The organism is Ruminiclostridium sufflavum DSM 19573 (genome assembly GCF_003208175.1).
Taxonomy (GTDB): domain Bacteria; phylum Bacillota; class Clostridia; order Acetivibrionales; family DSM-1351; genus Ruminiclostridium; species Ruminiclostridium sufflavum.
The window spans coordinates 97,293-114,125 of sequence record NZ_QKMR01000001.1 but is presented as its reverse complement, the minus strand read 5'-3'; the positions used below and the strand labels follow the sequence as shown (position 1 = coordinate 114,125).

General features: G+C 40.8%; 10 protein-coding genes. 6 read left to right on the top strand and 4 right to left on the bottom strand.

All coding sequences use genetic code 11. The annotated features are described in order from the left end of the window. The first annotated feature begins 46 nt into the window (after window positions 1–46). Window positions 47–1,351 (top strand): ATP-binding protein, encoded by a 1,305-nt coding sequence (locus LY28_RS00460; protein ID WP_110460197.1) that lies wholly within the window; start codon window positions 47–49, stop codon window positions 1,349–1,351. Between the two features lie 24 nt (window positions 1,352–1,375). On the opposite strand, the gene LY28_RS00455 is transcribed toward LY28_RS00460, so the two are convergent. Continuing rightward, window positions 1,376–2,629, bottom strand: a complete 1,254-nt coding sequence (locus LY28_RS00455; protein ID WP_110460196.1) for an ABC transporter substrate-binding protein — start codon at window positions 2,627–2,629, stop codon at window positions 1,376–1,378. Continuing rightward, window positions 2,623–3,267 (bottom strand): class I SAM-dependent methyltransferase, encoded by a 645-nt coding sequence (locus tag LY28_RS00450; RefSeq protein WP_110460195.1) that lies wholly within the window; start codon window positions 3,265–3,267, stop codon window positions 2,623–2,625. Before LY28_RS00450 ends, LY28_RS00455 begins: the two co-directional genes overlap by 7 nt. 951 nt (window positions 3,268–4,218) lie before the next feature. Between LY28_RS00450 and LY28_RS00445 the strand changes: the two genes are divergently transcribed. Then, window positions 4,219–5,148, top strand: coding sequence for a helix-turn-helix transcriptional regulator (locus tag LY28_RS00445; RefSeq protein ID WP_110460194.1), 930 nt, complete (start codon window positions 4,219–4,221; stop codon window positions 5,146–5,148). A gap of 179 nt (window positions 5,149–5,327) precedes the next feature. Further along, window positions 5,328–6,827, top strand: coding sequence for a glycosyl hydrolase family 18 protein (locus LY28_RS00440; protein WP_110460193.1), 1,500 nt, complete (start codon window positions 5,328–5,330; stop codon window positions 6,825–6,827). 88 nt (window positions 6,828–6,915) lie between these two features. Here the strand turns inward: LY28_RS00440 and LY28_RS00435 are convergent, their stop codons facing one another. Continuing rightward, the gene (locus LY28_RS00435) at window positions 6,916–7,899 is read right to left on the bottom strand and encodes a glycoside hydrolase family 43 protein (RefSeq protein WP_110460192.1); all 984 of its coding nucleotides are present in this window, start codon (window positions 7,897–7,899) and stop codon (window positions 6,916–6,918) included. 398 nt (window positions 7,900–8,297) lie between these two features. Here LY28_RS00435 and xynC point away from each other — a divergent pair, with 398 nt between their 5' ends. The 3 genes from xynC (at window position 8,298) to LY28_RS00420 (ending at window position 13,103) form a co-directional block, all read left to right on the top strand. After that, window positions 8,298–9,764, top strand: a complete 1,467-nt coding sequence (xynC, locus tag LY28_RS00430; RefSeq protein WP_110460191.1) for a glucuronoarabinoxylan endo-1,4-beta-xylanase XynC — start codon at window positions 8,298–8,300, stop codon at window positions 9,762–9,764. Between the two features lie 591 nt (window positions 9,765–10,355). After that, window positions 10,356–11,627, top strand: a complete 1,272-nt coding sequence (locus tag LY28_RS00425) for a methyl-accepting chemotaxis protein (protein WP_110460190.1) — start codon at window positions 10,356–10,358, stop codon at window positions 11,625–11,627. 219 nt (window positions 11,628–11,846) lie between these two features. After that, window positions 11,847–13,103 (top strand): proline--tRNA ligase, encoded by a 1,257-nt coding sequence (locus tag LY28_RS00420; protein WP_133250165.1) that lies wholly within the window; start codon window positions 11,847–11,849, stop codon window positions 13,101–13,103. Window positions 13,104–13,266: 163 nt separating this feature from the next. Here the strand turns inward: LY28_RS00420 and LY28_RS00415 are convergent, their stop codons facing one another. Next, complete coding sequence (locus LY28_RS00415; protein WP_110460188.1) at window positions 13,267–16,707, bottom strand: [FeFe] hydrogenase, group A; 3,441 nt, start codon at window positions 16,705–16,707, stop codon at window positions 13,267–13,269. Window positions 16,708–16,833 lie beyond the last annotated feature (126 nt).

The following is a 16,833-nucleotide window of genomic DNA, read 5'->3' as shown; positions in this document are numbered from 1 at the left end:
AAAAAATAAACGCAGATGTGCAAAAACATCTATGAAAGGAATACCAATGTACCGGGAAACAGCAAATCTGATTATATACAATTTGGACGGGGAAAGTATTTTACTAAAAACAGCCGGCATATTCAGGCAGCTGGAGAATGAAAATATTTCCGATGCGCAGCTTACGCAGGAGATATATGCTCAGGTCAGAAGGCTGCTTGACATTTCAACCGAATATGGCTTTGACGGGAACCTGTGGCAAAATTATCTCACATTTATTTTAATTACTGATGAGAACCCCTTTAGCATTACCTGTGAAAAGCTTGGCGCAAATACGGGAAGTGTGAATGAATTTGCAAAAAATGATTTTAAGGTATTTATGAAGCTGTTCCATTTTGACTTTTCAAAAATAGAAGGCAGGCTGGGAATCAACTGTTTTTCAATGCTTTCTGACTATAAGGCTGTCTGTAAGAATGAAAGAATGTACAACAAAAATGTAAGCGAAAAGGTTCAGGCTTTGAGCAGGAGACTTGAAAAGGCAAAGGATGAGAACGAGTTTTTTTCATATGTGACAGGCTTTTATAAGGACTGCGGAGTAGGCATGTTCGGACTTAACAAGGCGTTCCGCCTAGTCGGCAATGAAAACGGGACAGTAAAATTCTGCCCCATTAACAATATGGACAAGGTAATGCTTGATGACCTTATCGGTTATGAAATTCAGAAAAAGGAGCTTGTAAATAATACCGAAGCGTTTGTTCAGGGAAGAAAGGCCAATAACTGCCTCCTTTTCGGTGACAGCGGAACCGGCAAATCAACCAGCATAAAGGCAATTGTGAATGCCTATTATGATCAGGGGCTCAGAATGATTGAGATATACAAGCACCAGTTTCAATATCTGTCGGCTGTTATTTCCACGATTAAGAACAGGAACTACAAGTTTATTATATACATGGACGACCTGTCCTTTGAAGAATTCGAAAGCGAATATAAGTTTTTGAAGGCAGTTATTGAAGGCGGTGTTGAAACAAAGCCCGACAATGTTCTCATATATGCCACCTCAAACAGAAGGCATCTTATCAAGGAAACCTGGAATGACAGGAGTGACATGGAAAGCAATAACGAAATTCACAGGTCGGATACCATGGAGGAAAAGCTTTCACTTGTTAACAGGTTTGGGTGTACAATCAACTATTTTAAGCCTTCCCGCAAGGAATATCTTAATATTGTTGCGGAGCTTGCAAGGAAAAGCGGGGTTCTGATGGAGGAGGAGGAGCTTTGTGCAGAAGCCGGCAAGTGGGAAATGAGGCATGGAGGCTTATCGGGCAGGACGGCACAGCAGTTTATAAATTACTGCCTCAGCAGGCAGCAGTAAGAGGGAGAGAACCTAAAAAGATTGTTAATTTTGTATTGCTGCTTCCTTTGGCTGGTTTTCGTCATGATGCTTATAAAAAAATGCAACAACATATTTCTTGAGCTTTTCCATTGAGTTTGCTTTTATATAGTCCCATCCCAGCCATTTGAGAACTGCTCCCTCGGGAAGTCTGTTATCAACTTTGCCGTTTAATACCGGAAAATAATTGCTTGCTGACAATTTCCCATATGCTGAATTTATGACAAAGTCAGCAAATACCTTGTACTTATCAAAGGAGGCTGCTTTTACCAGCAAATACATGGGCGTTGTCAATGCACCATCCACAGGCCAGATGATTTGGGTGGCTTCTGTCCTTTGGCAGGCCTTTGCAAACATCCAGGGTATAACATAAATTGCTGCACCTTCATTGCTGCTTGTGCCTGCAACCTTAGCCATCAGAGAGGCATGCCAGCCGGTTTTTATATTCCTTGACAGCATTTTTAAGCCTTCTTCGCCGTATTCCTTGTAAATATACAGGAGTAAGTCTTCGTGAACTTCTCCGCTGGAGGCTCCGATGATTATATTGTTTCTGTAGACAGGATTCAGCAGGTCACTCCACTGTGCAGGCACAGGCAGTTTTCCGAGCTTTTTTTTGTCAATCAGCATTATGAGAGGTAATACGGAATAAACGGTATAACAGTTATCGGGATCGGGTATTCCGGCAGAGACAAAGGCTTGGTTCATTTTGTCATATCCGGCGGCTTTGAAATATCCCTTGTTTATAAACCTGTCAACGAATTCCTCCCTGAAGAAATCTCCGAAGCCCGCACCTGCAATTACATCGGGAAGCTGTTCCATGCTTTTTGCTTTCCATATGTCCGAACAGGGGTCATCACCGCTGAAGTCTGAAGGTATATGGTAATTGAAATCGGTATCTCCTGTTTTAGCAAGATATTTGCTTAACGCATCTTCAAAAAAATCTTTAAAGATAGGTCTGAGAGGCCAATAAGTGTATCCTGTGAAATTAAATTTTACAGAGGGATTTCCGGCTTCGGCCTGAATAAGCTCTTCTAATTTTTCAAGCTTAAGGGATATTTTTTCTTCCAGCATTTTTATAAATATTTTTTGGTTAATACCCTTTAGATTAAGTGCGGTTTTTAACAGCAAGCCTTCTCCGAACTCGTCGGACAATTCTTCCTTCTCATTTGCCCTGAAGCCACTGGTCGCAAATACAGGCAAGGTTTCAGGATATTGCTCGATGATATCCTTTATGTTGCTGTTTGCATTAATTTTTAACAAGCTTTCACCTCCTCTTGTATTTCAGGCTTTTCAAAAATAACCCAAATACCCCTTTCATCATCGGTTATTTCAAAATTAAAAATACCAGCCTTATACAATACCTCTATGAAGTGCTGAATTGCGTTGCCCTCAACAGGCTGATTCCTGCTTTTGGGCCATTCGCTGCTGTGCCCCTTCATTTTTTTATCCACTTGCTTTTTCAGCTCTTCGTTGCCGAAGCCTCCGCCGATATATGCCATGCCTCCGTTTGCAAGAACTCTGTAAATTTCCTCAAAGCCCTTTTTCTGATCTTCCCAGAACCATACAGAGCCTCTGCTTATACATAAATTAACGGTATTATCCTGGAGGGGAATTTGCTGAGCATCGCCAAGAAGCGTCGAGGCTCTTTCTGAAAGCCCCCAGCTGTTAACACGCCTGTCTGCAATGTCAATAGCATCTTCAAGCTTATCAAGAAGAACCACCTCCAGATTTGTGATTTGTGCGAGGGAAAGACCCAAATGTCCTCCGCCGCTTCCGATATCAAGGCACCTGCCTGATAGTATTTTTGTTTTATCCTTGATTTGCTGTGCAATTACAGGATAGACCGGAAAAAACGGTCCGTTTGCGATAGCATCAAATTCATAAGCTTTTTTATTCATTTACGTTGCCTCCGTTCATTAAGTTTTTATAAATAAAAAAATGACAAAAATATAACAAACAATGTTATATCCTCGTCATTGAGCTCTTTTAGGAAATGCTATATATTATTTTTTCTTTGTTTTATTAGTTTAAACATAACAAGACGTAATTAAAATCATAAAATGCTATTTAGCTTGTTATGTTTTATTCTGTGTTGTTATGTTGTATCATATTATTATTATATTAGTCTTAAAACTAAAAATCAATAGAAAATGAAATTTTTTCTTGATAAAATTTCATTTTCTATTTTTGCAAATCAATATTGCGTTTGCTTTTTCCTTTGCTTATATGCTTAAACAAACAAGATATATGGCATTTTGTCAAAAAAACGCAAGGTGCTTTCAATAAAACCGCTGTGAGTTTGTTTTGCATGCTTGGAACAAAATAAATTCAATTTTGTGATGAAGAGAATATATGTTGAGCCGGTATTCTTATCTGTTATATTATTTGATTTTTTAATTTTTAAAATATATAATATTTGTTAATAGTAGGATATCATTAAGGTCAATTATGGTTAAAGCCTTTCGTATGCTAAAATATCAAGGACGATATTCCATCTCTTTTTAAGAATATAGGGTTTCCGGTTTCCTGCTCCGGGCAGTTCATGAACTGGGCGTGTTCCGTCTAAAGGGTAAGTAGTTTCTCAGGCTGACAATAAATTTATTTTTTAACTGCAGGAGGCTTCAGTCTCAAACCCAAACTATCGGACGATTATATCGTTTATTTAGCCGACAGTAATTGACTAAAGTCAATTACTGTTCAAGCCTTCGCGACGATATATAGTCTTTTTAGGTGCCCAAACTATCCACCGATGGAATCGGTTTTTTAGCCGATAGTAATTGACTTTTGATATATATTTCCATCACATTTTATTTTTTATATACATGATTATAGAATTAAGGAGCTCCAATATGAATGATAATACTGCTTTAACACCACAGGAAGTTGCGGGTATACTTAAAATAGCAAAAAACACAGTTTATGAGCTTATTAAGCGGGGAGAACTCAACGCATACAGAGTAGGAAGGAAAGTCCGGGTGGATTTAAAGGATGTTAATGAATATAAAAGCAGAAATAAAGGTATCAGGAAGGATAAGGCAATATCTGCTGCTTATAATGATAGCCTTATTCAAGGCAGCAATTTTGTAATCTGCGGACAGGACATTTTACTGGATATTTTATCCCGGCATCTTCAAATCAATTCCAAAGGGGTACAGGCCTTACGTTCATATGTTGGAAGCTATAACGGCCTTTATGCCCTGTACAACGGAGATGCTCAAATGGCAACAGCCCATTTATGGGACGGAGATACGGGAGAATATAATGTTCCGTTTGTAAGGAGAATGCTTCCCGGAGTTTCCGCAGTAATTATTAATCTTGCCTGCAGGCTTCAAGGGTTCTATGTTGCCGGAGGCAATCCCAAGGAAATAAGCGGATGGGAGGACTTGAAAAGAAAGGATATTGTGATTATAAATCGTGAGAAGGGAAGCGGAACAAGAGTTCTGCTGGATGAGCATTTAAGAAGGCTCGGCATTCAACCGGACAGCATTAAAGGATATAACCGTGAAAGCACATCGCATCTTGCCATTGCCAGCACTGTTGCCCGGGGAGGAGCCGACATGGGCATAGGCAATGAAAAATCGGGATTGCAGGTGAAAGGTATTGATTTTATTCCTCTTCAGACAGAAAGGTATGATCTTGTCATTAAAAAGGAGGATGTGGGCAAGGCTCCGTTTCAGGCGGCTATTGAGGCCATTCGTTCTAATGAATTCAGGATGGAGCTTGAAGGTATAGGAGGATATGACTTGACCGGGCTTGGAAAGGTTATTGCCGAGACTTAGACAGTAAAGCCCAAAATGAATGCCGGCTGAAGTGGAAATGCATATATTGAAAATTGATGTAAAAACTTAGAAATATAAAGTAAAAATTGGAATAATATGATATAATTATCCTGTCATTTTATGCTCTATAAGATAAGTCTATGAAGATTTAAAAAACTTTTAGAGAGGGGAAAAGCAGGATGAATTTGAAAAACAGGAGAAAGAAAGGGTGCTTGTCTGCCGCAGTTTTATTGGCTGCAGCAATGCTGTTCAGCTTAACGGGAATTTCAGAGGTCTTGGCTGTCTCGGCAAGGGATACGGTGACAGCCGGTACGGCTTTACAGCAGTACAGAAATGTGGCGTATTTTGCTTCGTGGTGCGGATACGAAAGAGCTGTTGAGGTGGAAGATATAGCTCCTTCACTTTTAACACATATTAATTTTGCATTTGCAAATCTATCGCCAGACGGAACCGTTACGGTGGGAGATCCGTGGATTGATACCGAAAAGCCGTTTGGAGATGATACATGGGAAACAGAGCTCAGGGGGCACTTCGGCCGATTGGTTAAAATGAAGGAGCAATATCCTCATATAAAAACACTAATATCAGTGGGAGGATGGACCTGGTCAAAAAACTTTTCGGGAGTAGCAGCCTCGGATGCACTGAGAAAAGCATGTGCCCGGTCAGCAGTGGATTTTGTGGTAAAATACGGCTTTGACGGTGTGGATCTTGACTGGGAGTATCCCGTATCTGGAGGTGACAATATTCCTCACCGGGCGGATGATGGGGATAACTACATTTTGCTTCTCAAGGAAATAAGAATGGCACTGGATTCACAGGGGGAAAAGGATGGAAAGAAATATTTCCTGAGTATTGCGGGAGCTGCCAGCCCTGAGTTTGTGGCAAATTGTAAGGTGGCAGGCATGATGCAGTACCTGGATTATATTAATGTCATGACATATGATTATCACGGAGCATGGGATACAGCTACAAACCATGTTACTCCGCTGTATGATGGCTCTTCCGGAAGCTCCTTATGTGTTTCTGACACAATTGAAGAATACATAAAAGCAGGAGTAAGGCCGGTTGATTTGAATTTAGGAATGGCCTTCTACGGGAAAGGCTGGATAAATGTAAAGGACCCGGACGGAACCGGATTGTACAAAAACGGGACGGCAGCAACATCAGCAGGCTACGGAAGCGGTACATGGGAAGGCTCCTCCTTTGATTACTGGGATATTGCAGAAAATTACGCCGGCAAGAACGGCTATACACGTTATTGGGATGACATGGCCAAAATGCCGTACTTATATAATGGTAACACATTTATTACATATGATGATGAAGAGTCAATAGGGTATAAGCTTGATTACCTAAAGGACATGGGGCTTGGGGGTGTAATGTTCTGGGAATTTTCCTGCGATAAAAAACTGGCGCTTCAAAGCCTGGTTGCAGAAAGACTTGGAATTAATAAGGGAGAAAATCCGGAGCATACCGGATATTATGGTGATGTAAATGAGGATGGCTTTGTGGATTCAATTGATTTTGCCCTTCTGAAGGCATATCTTCTTGGCAGGGATGCCTTGACAAGCAAGGAAGCGGCAGATATTAATACTGATGGTAATATTGATGCCATTGACCTTGCAAGCCTCAAGCTGATTTTATTGGAGAATAGAATTCCACAGCCTATGAAGCCTTAAAAATGCGACCCTTATCAGGACTGCTTTTACACAATCCGAAATAAGGGCTGTTCAAAATATTTTATTTCAGGAAGCCTTGATGCACAGGTTAGTCCTCATAAGGCTTTATGGTTTGAATTGTACCGTCAGCATTATATTTCAATTCTGTATATTTAACACAGCGCTTGTGGTTAATCCCTCCTGACAAAGAGCTGTCATGATAGAACAGATACCATTTATCCTTAAACTGAACAATTGAATGATGGGTTGTCCATCCGATAACAGGCTCCAAAATTCTGCCCTTGAAGGTAAAAGGCCCCTTAGGACTCTTGCCTACAGCATAGACGAGACAATGAGTATCTCCTGTAGAATAGGATAAATAATAGCAGCCGTTATACTTATGTATCCAAGGCCCTTCGAAGTATCTTTTATCACGCTCACCGGCAGTCAGAGGCCTGCCGTTTTCATCAACAATCTGAATTTCCTGCGGAGCATTCTTAAAAGCAAGGAGGTCATCACTTAACTCTGACACCATAGGTCCTAAAGCAGGCTCAGTGTTTGAAGGACCTTTCGCATCAGCTGCAAATTCTCCGGTTTGCCATTTTTCTAACTGCCCGCCCCAAAGACCTCCGAAATATATATAGGATTTTCCGTCATCATCAACGAACACTGCGGGATCAATACTGAAGCTTCCGGGGATATAATTCGGCTCGGGTTTAAAAGGACCGGCAGGATTTTTGCTTGTTGCCGCACCGATGCGGAATATTCCTTCCTTGTCTCTTGCCGGAAAAAACAGATAATAAGTACCGTTTTTATATGCTGCGTCAGGCGCCCACATTTGCTCGCTTACCCAGGGGACATCCTTCATGTGAAGAGCTTCTCCGTGGTCAATGCAGGGAGAAGCTGTATCGTCCATGGATAAGACATGATAATCCTCCATCTTGTACTGATCTCCGTTGTTGTTATCAGGTCCGTCATGTTCTAAATCATGGGAAGGATAAATATATATTTTACCCTCAAAAACATGTGCTGAAGGGTCAGCGGTATAAATATGGGTTACTAAAGGCTTGTTTTGATTGCTGTTATTTTCCATTTTATAATCTCCATTATTGTTTTTTGTGAACTTATATAAGTTTACCATTATTATATGGAATTTACTTTGCATTTCTTGTCATGTTTTTCACATTTGTTGACATTACAGCTTTGCATATTAATTTGAATACTGCTTTAACAATAATCGTAATGACATAAATGCCATAATAATGTATAATATAGTTAAAAAAATAAATAACATACAGGAGGAGATATAACCATACCGGAAGAAGGTAAGAATTCCGCTGAATCAGCCTTGTCAGACATAAGCAAGTGCGTGCCTATAGCATTTATTAATATCAAAAAGATAAGAAGGACAAGCATTTGCGGCAATACGCAATCAAAAATAATTTGCTTGACGGTTTTTGATTAAAAATATTTTATAGGAGATGGGGAAATATGAATTTAAATGTAAGAAAATCAGTCAATATATTTTTGGCAGGCTTAATTGCCTTGTCAATGATATTTACCTTTCCCGCAGCCGAGGTTTTAGCGGCAAGTGATGCAGCAGTAAATTTAGCATCGGAAAAGCAAGAAATTCGTGGCTTTGGAGGAATTAACCATCCGGTTTGGATTGATGATTTGACAGCAGCTCAAAGGGAGACTGCCTTTGGTAACGGAGACGGACAGCTGGGTTTTTCAATCTTAAGAATCCATGTGGATGAGAATAAAGACAATTGGCCGAAAGAAGTGGCAACTGCACAAGCGGCAGTCAAAAACGGTGCAATAGTATTTGCTTCACCTTGGAATCCTCCTGCTTCGATGTGTGAGACTGTTAACGGGAAAAAACGTCTTAAATATGATCAATACGACGCATATGCCAAGCATCTTAATGATTTTGTGGCATTTATGAAGGAAAACGGAGTTGAGCTGTACGCCATTTCCGTACAGAATGAGCCTGACTACGCAGATCAGTGGACGTGGTGGACTCCGCAGGAAATGCTCAATTTTATGAAAAGCTATGCCGGTAAGATCAATTGCAGGGTAATAGCGCCGGAATCCTTTCAATATCTGAAAAACATGTCGGATCCTATTTTAAATGATGCTGCTGCACTTGCTAATATGGATATTCTCGGAGCTCATCTTTATGGTACTCAGGTCGGCAATTTTCCTTATCCTCTTTTCAAACAAAAGGGTGCGGGAAAAGAACTCTGGATGACGGAGGTCTATGTTCCCAACAGCTCTGCAAACTCCGCGGACAACTGGCCTGAGGCATTGGAGGTTGCGCAGAATATGCATTATTCCATGGTGGAAGCTGAATTTCAGGCATATGTATGGTGGTATATACGCAGAAGCTACGGTCCCATGAAGGAGGACGGCACAATGAGTAAGCGGGGTGCTATGATGGCTCACTTCTCAAAGTTTATCCGTCCGGGATATATAAGAGTAGATGCAACAAAGAATCCTGATTCAAATATTTATGTCAGCGCATATAAGGGTGACGGTAAGGTGGTTATTGTTGCAATTAACAAGGGAACTGCTGCCGTAAATCAAAAATTTAATTTGCAAAATGGTGCAACAGGGTTATCAAGCGTAAATACATACGTAACTACCGGCAGCAAAAATGTTGCGGCAGGGGCATCCGTCAATGTGTCGGACGGTTCCTTTACCGCCCAGCTGCCTGCTCAAAGTGTCACAACCTTTGTAGGAAGCATGGAGGCACCTGTGCTGTTAGGTGACCTGAATTCCGATAAAGCCATAGATGCATTGGATTTAATGGCAATGAAAAAACATTTGCTGGGAATAGAAGCTGTAACGAATTTAAAAGCAGCTGACTTAGATGGCAGCGGAACAATAGATGCGCTTGATTTTGCACTTCTGAAGCAGTATTTGCTTAAAATTATAACTGTTTTTCCCGCTAAGTAGCAGAAACCGGGGAATTTCTCGGCTGTAAAGCTTTTTTGCCATAAGAAGGAACTTGCTAGAATCAATTACAGGAGTAAAGACTTTGGCCCTAAAATGATATTATAGAGGCCGACAGTAATTGTAATTGATTTTCACGGCAGGTTCTTTCTTCTTGATATAGGTACTGGAACGACCAAACCCGTATATGTTCCGCAGCTTTTGCCGAAAGAAAATTAGATAGCTTAGTGCATATATTTATGATATAATATTGTGTTAATTGAGGCTGGCTGAATATAACTGTTTAAATAAAACAGAGCTTGTACAAGCATAGTGTTTTTTAGAGCAGTAAAAGCTATAAATGGCTTTTCCGGTGTAAACGCAGTTCATCACTTTTGTGCAGTAAAACCGGTGTGGAGGTTAGGGGGAGCTTGAAGGAATTGGGCTATGGTCATGAATTAGCTGCGTACCTCCACGAAGTCTTTACCAAATTTTTTTGCCCGAATTGGGCGTGGAGGTTAGCTTGAAGGAATTGGGCTATGGTCATGAATTAACTGCGTACCTCCACGAAGTCTTTACCAAATTTTTTTGCCCAGGTTGGGCGTGGAGGTTAGTATGTTTAAAGCAGGACAAATAAGAAGATTTTTGCTTTTATCATTGAGCTTTGGTGTAATTATGGGTGTTGTATTTCCCATTTTTGCTTCTTTTTTTACCACGTATAAGAGCGATGAATACAGGGTTATCTTTATCGCGGCCTGTGTTTGCGCGGGTATTACCGTGGGCTTGGTGTGCTATTTCATGGCTCACTTTACGATAATAAAGTCCATCAGATCTATGTATTTGCATTTTAATGATATAAGCAGCGGACAACTGAACGGGCGTATATATATAAAGGGCGACGATGATATAAGCAAGCTGACAAGAGATTTTAATTCCATGAATGAAAGCTTGAGCTTTACTATCAGCGGAATAAAAAATGAGTCCGTCAATATTGAAAGAGATTGTGATACCACAAAAAACAAAATTGAAAACCTGAATTCAGCAATAGAGTATATCAATATGGCTGTTCAGTCACTTACTGCCTGTACTGAAGAAACCTCTGCTGCCGCTATGGAAATGAGGGGGACCTTTAAGGAAATAATAAGCTTGCTGGTCGGAATTTCAGAAAAATCAGATACGGGAATAAAAACAATAGAGGAAATCAGTGAAAGGGCAGTTCAATTAAAGGAAGCAGCAACTGCATCAAAGAAAAATGCCGAGGAAATTCATGAAGTGTCTGAAGCGAAATTGATTAAAGCAATAAATAAATCCAAATCGATAGAAAAGATATCCGAATTATCAGAGTCTATTTTGCAGATATCAGAGCAAACAAATTTACTTGCACTAAATGCAACTATAGAATCGGCACGTGCGGGGGAAGCCGGTAAGGGGTTTGCTGTTGTTGCCGATGAAATAAGGAAATTGGCTGAGAGCACACAAAGTACTGTCTCCAAAATTCAAAGAATATCTGCCGATTCAGTTAATATTGTAAATGAATTGGTGTCGGGAGCAAACGAAATTTTGGAATTTATAAACAGGCAGGTTATAGAAGACTACCATATGCTGTTAGGTGTCAGTGAGAAATATGGTTACGATGCGGTACGCATGAACGATATTATTAAGGACTTAAATGCCGAGTCTCATAAAATTCTGAAATTTATTGAATCAACCGTAAAGACTGTAAATGAAATATCAGAGGCAAATGAAGATAATGCCAACAGCAGCAGTGAAATTTCCGTAAAGATGTTTGAGATTACCGAAGATTCAAATACTGTTGACAAGATGATGGAAAAAGTCAGGGACAGCTCTTTGCAGCTTAATAATCTGGTTTCAAAATTTAAGCTGTAAAAATGCGGTATATCAATCAGCATATAAAATTGCTTGTATTTTAAACAGAATAGTATTAAAATTTAATATAACTATGGCTATATTTAGCAATTATTTAATTTTACGTATTCTTGGTTATTAATCTGCAAAAGCTCAAATTGTATGTTTGTCAAATCAAGATATAAAATATTTAATTATAATTAAGGCATAATTTTTGGAGAAAGGTTCCGGGTGATTTATATGAAGGTTAGCAGGCTGGGTTTAAAGACGATGAAAAGCAGAGGGACAGATGAGTCTCTGGCACAGGAAATATTATTTCAATCAGCTCAGTTAAAGAGACATGCAGCAGGTATTTATGGTCTTGGCAATATGCTGGTCAGGACAAGAAATAACATTATGAATATTATAAGAAGCAAGCTGGAAAAATATGAGTGTGTAGAGGTATCCTTGCCTGTTCTTCAGCCGAAGCAGCTTTGGGAGGAGTCTGGACGCTGGGAAGGATATGCTTCATCAAAGCAAATGTTTTACTTTGACGGAAGAAACGGTACTTATTGTCTGGCGCCCACAGCCGAAGAAATAATAATGGATTTAATGAAGTACAATTTGATATCATACAAGGATTTACCTGTAAACATTTATCAAATAGGCCTTAAATTCAGGGATGAAATAAGAGTTCGAGGAGGACTGCTAAGAAGTAAAGAGTTTACGATGAAAGACGGATACAGCTTTCATGAAAGCCATGAGGACATGGTGGAGGAGTACGAAAGAATGAAAGCCTGCTATAAGGAGATTTTTTCAGCATTGAATTTGGATGCTATCCCTGTAAAGGCAGTCAGCGCAGAAATGGGCGGCAAGGTATCCGAAGAGTTTATGCATATTTCTGATATCGGTGAGGATAAAATCCTTTACGATTTGCAGAAGGGAGTGGCATTTAATACCGAGATTCTTGACAATCCTGAGCTTCTGGAAGCATTAAAGGCTGAAAACCCCGATTTGGATATAGATGCACTTGAAAAGAGATCCAGCATTGAGCTTGGACATATATTCCAGCTTGGTCAATTCTATTCAAAAAGCATGGGGGGATATTTCACCTCTAGAGAAGGCAAAAAGGAAGCCTATTATATGGGATGCTACGGGATAGGCATTAACAGGACTCTTGGGGCTATATGTGAAAAATACTGTGATAATGACGGCTTGATATGGCCGGAGTTTATTGCACCTTACAAATGTCTTATAATAAACGGCAATCAAAGTAATGAAGCTGCGGAAGGAATTTATAAGCTTTTGATGGAGAATCAGATTGATGTGCTTTGGGATGACAGGGATATGTCGTTCGGCGCAAAAATCAAGGACGGTAAGCTATTGGGTATTCCTTATATGATAATTATAGGAAAATCCTATGCCGAAAGCGGAAATATTGAAATTGAATTAAGGAAGAACGGCGAAAAGTGTTTTGTTAAAGCTGAGGAACTTGTAAGCTATTTTAAAAGCAAGTAGTTTGATAGATAGAATTAAACATTGAAGCAGTATTATTAAAAAGCAAGAATTGGCGAATTTATATCCGCCTTTTTTTGTAATGCTGCAATTATTTTAAATATTGAATAAGCAGCAAGACCCGCATCTGTTATTCTTATGATGCGGGTCTTGCAATATAAAGCAATTAGCCTTTTACAATGCTGTAGATATTGTCAGAAGCCGGTACCTCTATCTGCTCTCTGTCAAGAGATACATAAATGCTGTCACCCGGATGGGATTCTTTCAGACGGATTGTTTTTACCGCTATGAAGGAATCCATTTTCTGTTCCTTAACTGCCTTGGTCAAATTCTCATAGAGCTCTTTAGAACCCTGTGAGGTGCACTTATCACACAGGCATACTGTCAGCTCATGTGTCTTGAAAGCAGAATCTGCTTTCTTCAAGGTATTATCACAGCTGCAGGTGCCGAACACAGGTGAATAATGAGTATGCAGCAATTCATGTGCCAGATGTGAATTTGCTTCTCCGAAGAATTCCTTGTAAAGTCTCAATATGTCAGGGTTCTCTTGGGATTTACGGTATTTTGATGTTTTATCTATGTTAACAAGCACACTCTGACGTTTTTCCAGAGAATCAATCTTTTCAGGAACCGGATGACCGGCACCGCAGATACATCCTCCCGGACATGCCATGACCTCAATAAGATCGTAGCCTACTTCCTCACCCTTAATTATTCTCTCAACAATAGGTTCGGCATTGTGCAGGCCGCTGATTACGGCTACACGTACTTTGGCTCCGTCAGCTTCTACGGTAGCTTCCTTGACACCTTCAAAGCCTCTTATTTCCTCAAAGTCAAGATGGTCTGTAAGCGCTTTGCCTGTGAGCTTTTCAACTGCCATACGAAGAGCTGCCTCGGCAACACCGCCGGATGCACCGAAAAGAATACCGGCACCTGATACTTGCTTGTATGGCTCGTCAAATTCCTGAGGAACGATATCCTTTGTCTCAATAAATTTCAGATCGGCCATTTTCAGCATTTCACTTGAGGTTATTACCGCATCTACATCACGTATTCCTTCCGGAGCGAATTCAGGGCGGTAAGCTTCAAACTTCTTGGCAATACAAGGGACTATTGATACTACGTAGAGATCCTTTTTGTCTATACCCGCAAGCTTTGAATAATGATTTTTGACGGTTGCCCCCATCATCATCTGAGGAGATTTGCAGGTAGAGAGATGAGGTATTATTTCCGGATATTTTCTTTCAACATAGTTTACCCATCCCGGACAGCATGAAGTAAACTGAGGCATTACACCCTTGCTTTCCACCCTTGTCAGGAATTCAGTGGTTTCTTCAACTATTGTCAGGTCTGCCGCAAAGGTGAAATCAAATACCTTGTCAAAGCCCAGCTTTTTCAGAAGACCTGCCATAAACGGAGAGGCCTCATCGTAGGTAACGCCGAAATGCGAGGAAATAATACTTCTGACAGCCGGAGCCACAAATGCAACTACGGTTTTTGAAGGATCGTTTATTGCATTGAATACCTTCCCTCTTTCGGTACGTACCCTTAAGGCACCGCAAGGACAGGCATTTACACACTGGCCGCAGCTTACACATTCAGTCTTTTCAAGTGGAAGCCCGCTTTTTGTTCCAACCAGCTGACGACCCTGCTTCATATAATAGGATAAAACGTCAGGGCCCTCAACCTCGGCGCATGCTGCAATACATCGTCCGCAGGATATACACTTGTTGTGATCCCGTACTATGAACGGATGATCCTTTACTATTGGAATTAATGGCCTTTCATGAACAGGCTTTATAAATTCTATACCGTGGGCGGTAGCCTCGCCTCTCAAGCTGCAGTCATAGCGCTCACTGCAGCCGCATTGCAGACATCGCATAGCTTCAGCCTTTGCAGCATCCTCGGATAACCCTGTCTCAACTTCGTCAAAATTATTTTTGCGCTCATTAAGCGATATGGCCGGCATTTTGGCACGCTGGAATTTAGGCATGCTTTCGAACTCCCATTTTGGAAGGTCTTCCATTGAACCGCGGCTGCAGCTGTAGTCTATTTGAGACTCCTTAATATATCCATGCATCAGAAAACTATCAATAGCTTCTGAAGCGCGGCGTCCGGCACCAACTGCCTGTATAACTGTCGCAGGGCCTGTTACGCAGTCTCCTCCTGCAAAAATATTGATTTCAGAGGTTTGTGAAGTTTTTCCGTTAACTTCAATATCTCCCCATTTGTTGAGCTTAACGGGAAGATCATTATATAAAAACTGGGTATTTGTACTCTGACCTATCGCACCGATAATAGTATCAGCTGCAATGGTGGTTTCGCTGCCTTCGATAGGAACAGGACGGCGGCGGCCTGAGCGGTCAGGTTCACCTAATTTCATTTTTATGCACTTGAGCATTTTTTTACCGTTTTCCATATAAATTCCGGTAGGAGCCATAAGGAACTGCATTTCAACACCTTCATGAAGCGCTTCTTCAACCTCATATGGTTCGGCAGGCATTTCCTCCTGAGTACGGCGGTAAATGAGCTTAACTGATTCAGCACCTCTGCGCAGAGCCACACGAGCACAGTCAATAGCGGTATTGCCTCCGCCAACAACAATGGTGTCACCCAGCTTGATATCCGCACCCTTTGTTTCATGCTCAAGGTAATTTATACCCAGCCATACTCCTTCAAGGTTTTCGCCTTCAATTTGCATAGGGGTTGCACGCCATGAGCCGATAGCAAGGTAAACGGCATCAAAGTCCTTGTGAAGGTCCTCCAGATGAATGTGCGTGCCGAGGGCTTTTCCTGTCATAATTTTAACGCCCAGTTTTTTCATTGTATCTATTTCTTTGTCAAGAGTAGCCTTAGGAAGACGATATTCAGGAATACCGTATCTCATCATACCGCCGGCGTGAGGCTGACGCTCAAATACAGTAACATCATGTCCGTTTATGGCACTGTAATATGCGGCTGAAAGACCTGACGGGCCTGCGCCTACTATTGCGATTCTCTTGCCTGTGCCGGATTTCTTCTCAGGCAGCCAGGGGTTATCCTCCTTCATATCCAAATCAGCGACAAAACGCTTTACGTAATTGATTGCAACAGGAGAATCAACAAGATTGCGTCTGCATTGCGCTTCGCAGGGATGAGGACATACACGTCCGCATACTACAGGGAACGGATTCCTGTTTTTTATAACCTTCAGAGCTTCTTCAAAGTTGCCTATTCTTGCATGACGAAGATACGCTTGAATGTCTATATTTGCAGGACATGTCATTACACAGGGCGCGACACAGTCTGCATTGTGGTCTGACAGCATCTGCTCCAGGCGTATCTTTCTGTAGTTCTGAAGCTTTGCAGTGTTTGTGTATATAACCATGCCTTCCTTAACAGGTGTCTGGCATGATTTTACCTCTCTTCTGCCATCCTTGTCGTCAATCTCGACCACACATAGACCGCAGTTGCCGTTTGATCTTTCAACACGTATATCGTAGCAGAGATGCGGAATGTGAATGTCTTCCTGAAGCAGTGCCTGCAATATGGTGAGATTGTCATATACTTCTACTTCACGGTCATTCACGGTAACTTTAATTCGTTTGTGATTTGCAAGTGATTTCATTTTTCCTCCATATAGTTTATTTTAGTTTAGATATTATAAGATAAGGTATTTTAAGTACCTTCGTTTAATATTTATCAATGTTCTAAGTATATCAAAAAAATTAAGACTAATAAACTATTTTATATA

Coding starts and splice junctions, on each gene's coding strand:
- LY28_RS00435 (WP_110460192.1), bottom strand. CDS start 7,899: ATGGAAAATAACAGCAATCAAAACAAGCCTTTAGTAACCCATATTTAT.
- LY28_RS00440 (WP_110460193.1), top strand. CDS start 5,328: ATGAATTTGAAAAACAGGAGAAAGAAAGGGTGCTTGTCTGCCGCAGTT.
- LY28_RS00460 (WP_110460197.1), top strand. CDS start 47: ATGTACCGGGAAACAGCAAATCTGATTATATACAATTTGGACGGGGAA.
- LY28_RS00425 (WP_110460190.1), top strand. CDS start 10,356: ATGTTTAAAGCAGGACAAATAAGAAGATTTTTGCTTTTATCATTGAGC.
- LY28_RS00420 (WP_133250165.1), top strand. CDS start 11,847: ATGAAGGTTAGCAGGCTGGGTTTAAAGACGATGAAAAGCAGAGGGACA.
- xynC (WP_110460191.1), top strand. CDS start 8,298: ATGAATTTAAATGTAAGAAAATCAGTCAATATATTTTTGGCAGGCTTA.
- LY28_RS00415 (WP_110460188.1), bottom strand. CDS start 16,707: ATGAAATCACTTGCAAATCACAAACGAATTAAAGTTACCGTGAATGAC.
- LY28_RS00450 (WP_110460195.1), bottom strand. CDS start 3,267: ATGAATAAAAAAGCTTATGAATTTGATGCTATCGCAAACGGACCGTTT.
- LY28_RS00445 (WP_110460194.1), top strand. CDS start 4,219: ATGAATGATAATACTGCTTTAACACCACAGGAAGTTGCGGGTATACTT.